Source organism: Flagellimonas sediminis, from assembly GCF_010500845.1.
Taxonomy (GTDB): domain Bacteria; phylum Bacteroidota; class Bacteroidia; order Flavobacteriales; family Flavobacteriaceae; genus Flagellimonas; species Flagellimonas sediminis.
In genome coordinates, this window is sequence record NZ_JAAAMI010000001.1 from 17469 (window position 1) to 29605 (window position 12137).

The following is a 12137-nucleotide window of genomic DNA, read 5'->3' on the forward strand; positions in this document are numbered from 1 at the left end:
AAACATATGACTCCATTTGTTTCAGAGATTGTGGGCACATTCTTGCTCATACTTTTGGGATGCGGCGTTAACGCCAACGTTTCTTTACAAAAAACCTACGGCAACGGTTCTGGGTGGATCGTGATCACTACAGGGTGGGCCTTTGCGGTCTACACGGGGGTTGTGGTTGCCGGCCCCCACAGTGGTGCCCACCTGAACCCTGCGGTTACCGTGGGGTTGGCCGTGGCAGGGGAATTTCCATGGAATACCGTACCCAGTTATATTTTGGCCCAGTTTGCAGGGGCCATGCTCGGCGCTTTTTCGGTTTGGCTCATGAACAAAGACCATTTTGATGCGACTGAGGATGGCAATGCCAAAAGAGGTGTCTTCTGCAATGCACCGGCGATTCCCAATACTTTTCTAAATCTTTTGACCGAGATATTGGGCACTTTTGTTTTGGTTTTTGCCGTGCTTTATTTTACCGATGCGGTAATTTCAACGGACAACACCATTATTGGGTTAGGGTCGTTGGGTGCATTGCCGGTTGCCTTGATTGTTTGGGGAATCGGTCTTTCATTGGGAGGTACCACGGGTTACGCGATTAATCCAGCTAGGGATATGGGCCCACGGATCATTCATGCTTTGGTACCCATTAAAAACAAGGGAAGTAATGGTTGGGGCTATTCTTGGATTCCTGTAGTCGGACCCATTTTAGGTGCTACATTGGCAGCCGTAATGGCCATGGTGCTGCAATAAATCATTCAGGGGATGCAATGGCCTGGGCAGCCAAATAAGCCCCTGTCCAAGCATTTTGGAAGTTGAAACCGCCCGTGATGGCATCCACATTGATTATTTCACCTGCAAAATAAAGGGTAGGGTGTATCCGGCTCTCGTATGTCTTGAAGTTGATTTCTTTGAGATCCACACCTCCTGCGGTCACGAATTCTTCCTTAAAAGTGCTTTTCCCTTCCACCTTGAAGGAACAAGCCGTCAATTGCCCCGCAAGGTTCCAAAGTTTTTCCTTGGTCAAATCGGCCCATCTATCATCCTGTTGAATTTGGGCTGCCTGAACCAACTTGGCCCACAACCGTTTTGGGATTTCGACCGCATAGGTACGTATAACTGTTTTTTTTGCCTCCAGTTCCTTCAATTTTCTTAAATAAGCCTCCATGGATTCCGTGGAATACTCGGGAGCCCAATTCACCTTTAATCTAAAAGTATAATTGTAATCATGAAGGATGTTGGCCCCCCAGGCGCTTAACCTTAACACCGCCGGGCCGCTCAATCCCCAATGGGTAACCAGTACAGGGCCCTCGGACAACAGAACGGGTTCTTCCCTGGACAAACTTTTTAGTCCGAGTTCATCCATCGAGTTGGAAAAGCGTTTTTTGGGCGATACTTCCAGGGCAGCATGGGTGCTCACTCCTTGAATTCCGCTTAGTCTTTCATCATTTATATTGAAGGTGAACAAGGAAGGAGTTGGTGGTACTATATGATGGCCCATAGCCTTCAACTGGTCCCAAATTTTAGGATTACTTCCCGTGGCCAACAATAGTTTTTTGGTGAAATAATGCTTGTTCATGGTGGTCACCTGCCATCCTTTTTCCACTTTCTTGAAAGCCTTCACAGAGCTGTTTTTCAACACTTGTACCCCCAATTTGTTCGACTCTCCAAGAAAGCAATCGATAATGGTCTGGGATGAATCACTTACCGGGAATACGCGACCATCTTCCTCTATCTTAAGATCAACCCCGCGGTCTTCAAAAAAAGCCATGACATCCATGGGGGCATATCTGTGAAAAGGCCCCAAAAGCTCCTTTTCCCCACGTGGATAATTGGTGGTCAGTTCTTTGGGCGAAAACTCACCATGGGTAACATTGCAACGACCGCCACCGGAAACCTTTACCTTGGCGAGTACGCTTTTTCCACGTTCAAATATTGCGATTTTGAGATAGGGAGCCTTTTCTGCAATGTGAATGGCTGCATAAAATCCTGCTGCGCCGCCCCCAACGATTATGACATCGAACATTAGTTCACTCGTTCCGGATAATTGGTGATAATACCGTCCACCCCGAAGGATTCCATGAGTTGGATGTCTTCGGGTTCATTAACCGTCCAAGTATATACTTTAAAACCTTCATCTTGTATTTTAGAAGTATTCTCGAGCGTTAAACTTTTAAAATGGGGGTTTATGGCCACAGCCTTTAATTCCTTTGCAACATCTATAGCCTTCAAAGGATCCTGGTCCGTTAGAACGGCAATCTGAATACTGTCGTTCAATTGCCGAAGGGTACGGAGTTCGTCCCATTTAAAACTGGAGATTATGATATTATCGGCGGACCATCCTTTGCTTTGTATGTAATAGCTTACGATATGGTTTACCCGATTAGCGGTATCGGATCCTTTTAACTCAATATTGAGGGCGACCTGGTTCTTTATTAAATTCAGAACATTCTGAAGTTCAGGTATTTTATGGTTACCTTCCAAGGTAAGTTCCTTTACTTCCATGATGTTGAACTCTTCCAATTTTCCGGTACTATTAGCGAGTCTATCCACAGTCTCATCATGAAATACCACGATTTCACCACTTTCAATTTTAAAGACATCTATTTCTATCATATCCACTCCCAACTCCATGGCCTTTTTAATGGATGCCAAAGTGTTTTCGGTCTCATGGCCCATGGCCCCCCTGTGCCCGATCACCAATGGTTTTGAATTATTCATATGACAACTGTTGAAAATAAATATGGCCATTAATGCCACCATTACTTTTTTATTCATCTTTTGGTTCGTTTTGGTTTTTAAAAATACAACTTGATAGTGAAATGAAAGTTGCTTTTAACTTTAGAATATGGCAAAAAAAATTAGGCCATAATGACTATTGAATAATTTTTTAAATGATATTTTAATTATATGTGAATATTTATTTGATACATTTAACATATCTATAACCAATTAAAACAACTATTATGTTTTCAAAATCCAATTTACTGGCCACTCTGGTGGGAACTATTGTTATGTTTTTCTTGGGATACCTCATTTGGGGTATTGCCACTGTAGACTTTTTTGAGGAGCACTCTATCATCAACACGATGAAAGAAGTTCCGGATATGGGAATGATAGCCCTATCCAACCTTATCGCCGTTTTTGCATTGAGTACCCTATACGGCAAATGGGCAAGGGGCCACCACTCATTGAGTCAAGGATTCCAATTCGGCGCATGGATCGGTGTTTTTACAGGTTTAGGTCTGGGATTGTTAAACTATGGCACTACAGAACTCATGGATTTGACAGGCTATATGGCCGAAGCTGTCCTTGAAATTGTCTTCTATGGAATCTTAGGGGCAATTATCGCCTTCGTATACCAAAAAACAGCATCCAAAGAATAAAATACGACAACCAATCCTAAAAAGGCGGATTGATGACAATCTGCCTTTTTATTGTTTCAAACCGAAGATATAGGATTGCAGCGGCTCCATTTGAACCGAAACGTTTCCTATACCTTTTTCAACCTTGAGTTCAGCATTAACAATTCCGTACAAGGCTTCGTGCAGTACATAATTTCCATCCTTCAACTGCCATTTGTCCACTACATCCCTTGGAATCTTTAAGTTGAATGCATAATTTTTTTCCGAATCAAAATTAGTCACAATGATGAGCTTTTCATTTTCGCTCCATCGTACATAAGACAGTACTCGATGATCGTAATTCTCCGTATGCTCCTTGTTGTAAAAATGGATTTCTTGGTATTCTCCCATCAAAGCATCACTTTGGATGGTGAAGTTCAACAAGCGTTTGTAAAAATCCCGCAGGTCCTTTTCTTTATCAGAAAGCTGGCCGCCATCAAACTTTTTGTTGTTCATCCATCGCTGATGATGCGGCACCCCGATGTAATCAAAAATGGATGTGCGGGAAGGTTTTCCAAACCCTGCATCTTCGGCTCCCGGCTCCCCTACTTCCTGACCGAAATAGACCATGGTCGGTGAGGTGCTGATCGTGGCCGAAACCACCATGGCAGGTTTGGCAATCTCTGCCTTGCCCACAAACTCGGTGCTTGCTATACGCTGTTCATCATGGTTTTCCAAAAAGTGGAGCATGTGGTGTTCAATATCGGCCATTCCCTTTTGTACCACAGGAATATGGTCTGTCCAACCATACCCCTTCATGATGTGCTTGATACTATCATAAAGCTCCACCTTGTCATAGAGGTAATCCATCTTGCCCTTAAAAATATAATCCCGGTATAAACTGGGATTATACACTTCGGCCAACAAAAAGGCATCGGGATTCTTCATTTTGATATTGGAATTGAGATAACTCCAAAATTCCACGGGCACCATTTCAGCCATGTCAAAACGGAATCCATCCACTCCAAAATCCAACCAGTACAAGACAATGTCCTTGAACTTGTGCCAAGAATCGGGCAAGGTCTTGTCTTTCCAAAAGTCAAAATGGGCCTGATAGTCCTTGCCACCAAAATCGTCGGGCAATTCCACAAAATCCTTGGCTCCGTCGGGTTTCACCCCATAATTGATCTTTACCGTTTCATACCAGTCGTAAAAATCAGGCTGGGCCAGTCGGGAACCGTTGCCTGTCCATTTGGCCGGATTTTCCTCAAACTTGGAATCGGCCAATGCATTTTTATCACCTCCCAAAGGCAAGTACCCCTCTTTCCATTCTGGCACCTTAAAGGCTTGCCCCGGGATATAATAAAAGTTATTGTTGACATCATACTCCTTAGAGGTATCATCTGTCGCCCCAAAATCTTTCACTCCTTCGGGGTTGGTCTTCCCTTCATAGTTGCGAGCCACATGATTGGGAACAATATCGATGATCACCTTCATGCCTGTTTTATGCGTTCGATCAACAAGTTCCTTGAATTCTTCCAAACGCTTTGCGGGATCTATGGCCAAATCGGGGTTCACATTATAGTAATCCTTTACCGCGTAGGGAGACCCTGCTCGACCTTTCACCACATCCGGATCGTCATTAGAGATGCCAAAGGCAGCATAATCATTGATCAGGGCATGATGGGGTACCCCGGTATACCAAATATGCGTAACCCCAAGATCCTTGATTTCCTTTAAGGCTTTGTCATCGAAATCGGCAAACTTGCCCACTCCATTTTCTTCAATGGTTCCCCAAGGTTTATTGGTGGTATTGGTATTCCCGAACAATCGGGTGAACACTTGGTATACAACGGCTTTCTTTTTCATCGGCAACTCAACTTGTTTCTGGTAGGTTTCCTGTTTGCATGAAGACACGGCTCCAAGCACTACCAGAAAAGTGATGAAGCGATTGGTTTTCATGCGGTAATTCTTTTTCCTGGAATCAATTCAACAAACTTCCCTTTGACCTTTATGGTCAAGGTATCATTTCCTGTGAGCTCGAAAAAAGTCCCTTCCTTGGAAGCCGTTATGGTGACAATTTGCTCCCTGAAATTGATTTTAAAGGAAAATGAGGTCCATTGTTCCGGTATCTGTGGTTCAAAGTTCAAGGTATCATCCAACACCCTCATACCCCCAAAACCTTCCACAATGCTCATCCAAGTTCCTGCCATGGAGGTAATGTGCAGTCCTTCCTCTACTTCTTTGTTGTAATCATCAAGATCTAAACGAGAAGTTCTTAAATAGAAGGTATATGCCTGCTCCATCCTGCCCAATTTGGCCGCCTGTATGCTATGGACACAGGGAGACAAGGAAGATTCATGTACCGTAAAGGGTTCGTAGAAATCGAAATGGCGCTCCAATTCTTCCTTGCTGAAGTGATCTTCAAAAAAATAGAATCCTTGGAGCACATCGGCCTGTTTTATATATGGTGACCGCAGGATACGGTCCCAACTCCATCTTTGGTTGATGGGCCTTTGTGTCTTGCCCAAATCCTGAACCTTGATCATCTCTTTGTCCAAAAACCCATCTTGCTGCAAGAACACTTGGTGCTTTTCCGAATAAGGGAAGTACATATTAGCGGCAACCTTGGCCCAATCCTTGATCTCCGCTTCGGTAAGTTTGGTTTTGGCCATGATCCGCTCATGGTCATCGGCATAGTTTTCTGCCACCTCCCCAATTTGTTCTATGGCATACTCAATGCACCACTTGGCGAGGTAATTGGTGTACCAGTTATTGTTTACGTTATTTTCGTATTCGTTTGGACCCGTGACGCCCAACATGACATATTGCTGTTTCTCTTCCGAAAAATTGACACGTTGGTGCCAGAACCGGGCAATCCCGATCAGCACTTCCAATCCCATCTTGGGAATATAACTGTAATCCCCCGTAAATCGATAGTAATTATAGATGGCAAAGGCGATGGCCCCGTTTCGGTGGATTTCCTCAAAAGTAATCTCCCATTCGTTGTGGCATTCTTCCCCGTTCATGGTTACCATGGGGTATAGTGCGGCCCCGTTGGAAAATCCCAGCTTTTCAGCATTTTCAATGGCCTTGGGCAAATGGTTGTATCGATATTGAAGTAGGTTCCGGGCCACTTGCTGGTTTTTGGTGGCCATGTAGAATGGCAAACAATAGGCCTCGGTATCCCAATAGGTACTCCCTCCGTATTTTTCCCCTGTAAAGCCTTTGGGCCCAATATTCAATCGGGAATCCTTGCCCAAATAGGTTTGATTGAGTTGGAATATGTTAAAGCGGATACCTTGTTGGGCCTTCACGTCCCCTTCAATGGTGATATCGCTCATCTCCCAGATTTGGGCCCAGCTCTCTTTTTGTTTTTGAAGCAATGCATCAAAGCCCAAGCTGGAAGCCTTGTCCAATACCTTGTTGGCCGCTTCTATCAGTTTATCCTTCGGATGGTTCCTATCTACCGTATACCCCCCAAATTTTATCAGGGTGATGGTTTCGTTTTTCGCAGCTTTAACGGAATAGGTATGTCCCACCAGAGTTTTGGTCTGCTCTACTTTTGGGGCTTCCTCTATTTTCTCTCCATCCACAAACACATTGGCCTGCATAAAGGTACACACCGAAAAATCGGTCTTCATGGTGTGGGAATTCACATAGGCTCTATTTCCTTCAGAGGCAATATTGGTAATGTTCCAAAATTTATCGGCCCAGTTGCTGTCCATGTTTTTGATACCGCCATCAACATAAGGTGTAAGTGATACCTCTACATCGGCATTCAAAATTTGAAGATGGTACTGTATGGCACCCATTTCATCCAAAGCGAGGCTCAGAAACCGGACCACCTCCACAGCCACTTCCAATCCGTTGGGCGCAGTGGCCACAAAGCTGCGTTTGTACCAACCTTCCTTCATATTGAGTTCACGACGGAAGTTCTCTACCTTTTTACAGGTGTTCAGATCTAAAGGCTCTTGGTTGATAGAAATGTTGATCCCAATCCAATTGGGTGCATTTAACACCTTTGCAAAATATTCGGGATAACCGTTTTTCCACCACCCAACTCTTGTTTTGTCTGGATAATAAACCCCTGCTATGTAGCTGCCCTGGAAAGTTTCCCCGGTATAGTATTCTTCAAAATTGGCACGTTGTCCCATGGCCCCATTGCCTATACTGAATAGGCTTTCGGAGGATTTGACCCTTTCATGGTCAAAACCCTCTTCAATAATGGACCAAGAATCGGCTTTTATATAATCCTGATTCATTGATATCTAAAATCTTGATGAGCTAATGTAAGCATCCTAATAATATAGGATGGGGCAAACTTAATGAAATATGGAATCCCTAATGACAAGGGTGGGTTCTAAAATTTTGGTTTGGTAGGTTTCTTCCTCTTCTTCGCTTTCCACTTTATCGATGAGCATCTTGGCCGAGACCTCCCCCATTTTTTCCCCGTGCTGGGACACTACCGTGAGGCTCGGATTGGCGTACTTGGACAGTAGACCGTCCGTAAACCCAATGAATGAAATGTCTTCAGGGATTTTTAGCCCTTTTTGTTGGGCCAATCTCATACTGTACACCGCAAAGATCTCATTGACACAAAGAACGGCATCCAATTCTTGGCTGTCCATGAATTTTTTAATGCTCGTTTCATCCATTTCCATTGAGGGCAATTTGAGGATCTTGGATTGGTCCACACCCAATTCACTTTCCTTGAGGGCCTTTAAATATCCTTGCGTTCTGGCCTTGCTCACGCTCAAATAATCATCTGTGGTGATAAGGGCTATATTCTTTTTGCCCTGTTCAATGAATTTTTTCGTGGCCATATAGGCCCCCAGTTCATCATCAATGATGACCTTATCACAATCTATTTCATTGGTGATCCTGTCAAAAAGAACAACAGGGATACCTTGATCGGTCACTTCCTTCAAATGGTTAAAATCCCCTTTTTGCTGTGTTTCTGAAGAAAGGGACATGATAAACCCATCAATACTTCCGTTGGCAAGCATTTCCATATTGATGACCTCCTTATCGAACGATTCCTCAGAAAGGCAAACAATTACGTTATAACCTTTGGCGTTCGCATATTTTTCAATTCCCCTGATCACGGTGGTGAAAAAATGATGAACGATGTCTGGAATGACCACGCCGATATTCTTGGTTCTTTTATTTTTTAGGCTAATTGCAATGTTGTTGGGCTTATAATTATAAAGCTTTGCAAAAGCCTGAACCTTTTCCTTGGTGTCCCTACTGATTTCCTCACTGTTCTTCAATGCTTTGGAAACAGTGGAAATGGACACTTCAAGCTCCCTGGCAATATCTTTTAAGGTTATCTTTGGTTTCAATGTGGTATAAATTTATTCCTGACGGGATTGGCGCGGAAAATTACTCAATATTGCAAAAAGGGGACGGACGAATCTTCCATTTTAACAAAAATCAAAGACAACACCAAACAAACTTGACAGCAAACGTTAACATAATCAAAAAATAAAAATCATATATTAGTGGTTTGATTACGGATTTCACTAAATCGATTCACTTATTTTGAGATATAGACAAACCAGCTTAAAAAGAATTACCAACACTTCACAATTCCAAAGTTATTAACACGAAACCGTTTTCGTAATACTTTGCATTATGCTTAAATTTTGATTAACATTATTTTTATATATGTTTAACACTTGAATTAAAATTAACTAAACTTAAAATTAATTATTTATGAAGATTACGCTACTAAAAAGCTTTTTGTTGCTTGGGGCATTCCTATGCTTTGGCATGATAAAGGCCCAAACAGTATCAGGTACCGTTTCTGACGGAAACGGACCTCTGCCAGGTGCAAGCGTATTGGTAAAAGGTACTACCAATGGTACGCAGACCGATTTTGACGGTAATTACACCCTCAACGGCATAGATGGTACAGCTACTTTAGTTTTTAGTTACATCGGCTACAAGACCCAAGAAGTTGCGGTCAATGGTCGATCAACTATTGATGTAACCTTGGAAGAAGATGCACAGGCTTTGGACGAGGTAGTGATCATCGGTTACGGCCAAACAACGGTTAAGGATGCGACCGGAGCCGTTGCTGTTGTAACTGCAGAGGATTTCAACCAAGGTGTGATTGCTTCTCCAGAGCAATTGATCCAAGGTAAGACTGCCGGTGTACAGATTACCCAGAGCAGCGGTGAACCTGGTGCAGGTATTAACGTAAGGATCAGGGGTACGAGTTCTGTTCGTTCCAACAACAACCCACTATTCGTTGTGGATGGTATGCCACTTTCGGGTGAGGACACCTCAGCGGGTGGCGCCGATGTTGGCACTGGAACCAGTTCTGCCAAAAACCCTTTGAACTTCCTTAACCCTAACGATATTGAAAGTATCAGTATCCTTAAGGATGCTTCGGCAACAGCCATTTACGGTTCAAGAGGTGCCAACGGTGTTGTGATCATTACAACCAAAAGTGGTAAAACCGGTAAAGGCCTGTTCGAGTTTACATCCAATTTGAGTTACTCCACTCCTGCCAAAAGATTTGATCTTTTGGATAGAAATGAATTCTTGACCGCACTACCAAATTATGGTGGTGACCCAAATGCCTTGGATTTCGGTTATGACACTGACTGGCAAGAACTCATATTAAGAAGTACAGCTTCTCAAAACCAAAACCTTTCCTACTCCAAAAATTATGGAAGCGGAAACGTTCGAGCCTCTTTTGGTTATGGAAAACAATTTGGTGTTGTTGAAGGTTATGCACAAGAACGCCTAACAGGCAGGATCAACGCCTCTCAGCGATTCTTGGAAGATAAATTGAAATTGGATGCTACATTGACCGTATCTAGGGTAAATGATGATGGTGGTGCCATCAGCAACAACTCTGGTTCTACCGGGGATTTGATCGGTGCCGCTTATTTTGCAAACCCTACATGGCCCGCCAGAACTACCTTTTCAACGGGAGGTAGTGAAATCAACCCGTTGCAATTGTTGAACTACTATGACGATGTTACCCATACCGATAGGTTTTTAGGTAATGTGTCTGCTGAATACAGCATTACTCCTGAACTAAAAGGTAAAGTAGCGGTAGGTTACGATAAATCAACTTCCGAAAAATATCAAGTACAATCCTCACTTTCCACAGGTATTGGAAATGCACCAGGTCAAGGGCAAGGAGCTTTAAGTGCCAGGGACGTTACAGGAAAACTACTTGATGTAACTTTTACCTATGACAAAGAGTTCGAAAATTCTCATTTGACTGCCTTGGTAGGTTACTCTTTCCAGAGCTATCAAAGGGAAGGTAAAAACATTTCTGCTCTTGGGTTTGGCACAACTGACCTGAACCAAATGATTTCAGATCTAGGGACGGCCACATCAGCTATTGAAAGCCAATTGTCAGGTTCTTACCAGCAATTTGGTTTTAACAACAACGGAACTTTCGTGAACCGTTTGTTCCCAACCGTATCCCAAAATGAATCGGTTACTTCTCCTACAGGGGTTCCCATTAGTGCAGTTGCCGGTGATTATTATGACAACACCGATGAGCTTCAATCATTCTTCGGAAGGGCAGAATATTCAATCGCTGACAAATATATTTTGACCGGTACACTTAGGGTGGATGGTTCCTCAAGATTTGGACCTAACAATCAATACGGTTATTTCCCTTCAGGAGCTTTCGCTTGGAAGCTTAATGAGGAGGATTTTATTGGTGAAGCATTCTCGACCTTGAAATTACGTTTGGGTTATGGTATCACCGGTAACCAGGAAGGACTTGGTTATGGTAACTTTGCCTTAAGACAACGTTTTGCCGGTATTGGAATCCAACAAAACCAAAACATCAACGCTCCAGGTTTGTCCATTCAATCCTTTACCAATAATGATTTGAAATGGGAAGAAACCAGCCAAGCCAACATTGGTATCGATTTTGGTTTTGCAAATGACAGGTTCTCAGGTAGCGTAGACGTTTACCACAAAGTAACCAACGATCTTTTGCTTCAACAAGAAGCAGCCCAACCTTCACCTCAGGATTTCTATTTCGGAAATTTGGATGCCAAAGTTATCAACAAAGGTGTCGAAGTATCTATGAGCTATGACATCATCCAAATGGAAGACGTAACCTGGAACCTAGGTTTCAATGCGGCGTACAATGATAACATGGTGGAGGATTTTGACGGATTGATCCAAACAGGTGAAATCAATGGTAATGGTCTTACAGGTGCTTATGCGCAGCTTTTGGCAGGTGGTCAACCACTTTTTTCATATTACCTAAGAGAGTTCGGTGGATTTGATGCAAATGGTATTTCACTTTATCCAAATGGTGACGTTCAGGAATTTGTTGGTAAAAGTGCATTGCCTAAAGTTACTTTGGGTATCAATACAAGTGTATCCTACAAAAACTGGGATTTCAACGCATTCCTTTCCGGCCAATATGGTTTCTATGTTTACAACAACACCCAGAACGCCTACTTTACTGCAGGTATTATAGGGGTAGGTAAAAACATCACCAAAGATGTACTTACCAACGGTGAATCCAATGCCAACGCTGCTGACGTATCAACCAGATTCCTAGAAAAAGGTGACTTCCTAAGGCTACAAAATGCTTCTTTGAGCTACAACGTTCCTTTAAGTGGCCAAGGAGCTTTGAAGAGTCTTCGTTTGTCCATGATCGGTCAAAATTTGTTCATCATCACAGATTATTCAGGTCTTGACCCAGAGGTCAACGTGCCAAAATCTTTGAACAACATCCCTTCACTTGGAATTGACTATACGGCTTTCCCAAGAGCAAGAACCGTTACATTGGGTATTAGCGCAACTTTTTAAAAAATA

At 43.1% G+C, this 12137-nt stretch carries 8 protein-coding genes; 3 read left to right on the forward strand and 5 right to left on the reverse strand.

What is annotated here, in order from left to right; genetic code table 11:
• The first annotated feature begins 6 nt into the window (after positions 1-6).
• Positions 7-735 (forward strand): MIP/aquaporin family protein, encoded by a 729-nt coding sequence (locus GTK07_RS00090; protein ID WP_163631502.1) that lies wholly within the window; start codon positions 7-9, stop codon positions 733-735.
• A 1-nt stretch (position 736) separates the two neighbouring features.
• Here the strand turns inward: GTK07_RS00090 and GTK07_RS00095 are convergent, their stop codons facing one another.
• Together GTK07_RS00095 and GTK07_RS00100 are read right to left on the reverse strand one after the other, a co-directional pair.
• Positions 737-2008: a BaiN/RdsA family NAD(P)/FAD-dependent oxidoreductase gene (locus GTK07_RS00095; RefSeq protein WP_163631505.1), complete on the reverse strand. Its 1272-nt coding sequence runs from the start codon at positions 2006-2008 to the stop codon at positions 737-739.
• Positions 2008-2760 carry a glycerophosphodiester phosphodiesterase gene (locus GTK07_RS00100; protein WP_235932393.1) on the reverse strand — a complete coding sequence of 251 codons (753 nt, stop codon included), beginning with the start codon at positions 2758-2760 and terminating at the stop codon, positions 2008-2010. Before GTK07_RS00100 ends, GTK07_RS00095 begins: the two co-directional genes overlap by 1 nt.
• 188 nt (positions 2761-2948) lie before the next feature.
• On the opposite strand from GTK07_RS00100, the gene GTK07_RS00105 reads away from it, so the two are divergent.
• The gene (locus GTK07_RS00105) at positions 2949-3368 is read left to right on the forward strand and encodes a hypothetical protein (RefSeq protein ID WP_163631511.1); all 420 of its coding nucleotides are present in this window, start codon (positions 2949-2951) and stop codon (positions 3366-3368) included.
• A gap of 48 nt (positions 3369-3416) precedes the next feature.
• Here GTK07_RS00105 and GTK07_RS00110 read toward each other — a convergent pair whose 3' ends face one another.
• The 3 genes from GTK07_RS00110 to GTK07_RS00120 are packed head-to-tail and all read right to left on the reverse strand — an operon-like array spanning position 3417 to position 8671.
• Positions 3417-5288, reverse strand: a complete 1872-nt coding sequence (locus GTK07_RS00110; RefSeq protein ID WP_163631514.1) for an alpha-amylase family protein — start codon at positions 5286-5288, stop codon at positions 3417-3419.
• Positions 5285-7591, reverse strand: a complete 2307-nt coding sequence (locus GTK07_RS00115; protein ID WP_163631517.1) for a glycoside hydrolase family 65 protein — start codon at positions 7589-7591, stop codon at positions 5285-5287. The genes GTK07_RS00110 and GTK07_RS00115 overlap by 4 nt, the downstream gene beginning before the upstream one ends.
• Before the next feature lie 60 nt (positions 7592-7651).
• On the reverse strand, positions 7652-8671 hold the full coding sequence (locus tag GTK07_RS00120; protein WP_163631520.1) for a LacI family DNA-binding transcriptional regulator: 1020 nt from the start codon (positions 8669-8671) through the stop codon (positions 7652-7654).
• A 373-nt stretch (positions 8672-9044) separates the two neighbouring features.
• Between GTK07_RS00120 and GTK07_RS00125 the strand changes: the two genes are divergently transcribed.
• A complete protein-coding gene (locus tag GTK07_RS00125) occupies positions 9045-12131 on the forward strand; it encodes a SusC/RagA family TonB-linked outer membrane protein (RefSeq protein WP_163631523.1) in 3087 nt (1028 codons plus the stop codon).
• Positions 12132-12137 lie beyond the last annotated feature (6 nt).

What these genes read in the sequence shown, in the direction of transcription:
- GTK07_RS00105 (WP_163631511.1), top strand. Translation starts at nt 2,949, where the DNA reads ATGTTTTCAAAATCCAATTTACTGGCCACTCTGGTGGGAACTATTGTT.
- GTK07_RS00100 (WP_235932393.1), bottom strand. Translation starts at nt 2,760, where the DNA reads ATGAATAAAAAAGTAATGGTGGCATTAATGGCCATATTTATTTTCAAC.
- GTK07_RS00110 (WP_163631514.1), bottom strand. Translation starts at nt 5,288, where the DNA reads ATGAAAACCAATCGCTTCATCACTTTTCTGGTAGTGCTTGGAGCCGTG.
- GTK07_RS00125 (WP_163631523.1), top strand. Translation starts at nt 9,045, where the DNA reads ATGAAGATTACGCTACTAAAAAGCTTTTTGTTGCTTGGGGCATTCCTA.
- GTK07_RS00115 (WP_163631517.1), bottom strand. Translation starts at nt 7,591, where the DNA reads ATGAATCAGGATTATATAAAAGCCGATTCTTGGTCCATTATTGAAGAG.
- GTK07_RS00090 (WP_163631502.1), top strand. Translation starts at nt 7, where the DNA reads ATGACTCCATTTGTTTCAGAGATTGTGGGCACATTCTTGCTCATACTT.
- GTK07_RS00095 (WP_163631505.1), bottom strand. Translation starts at nt 2,008, where the DNA reads ATGTTCGATGTCATAATCGTTGGGGGCGGCGCAGCAGGATTTTATGCA.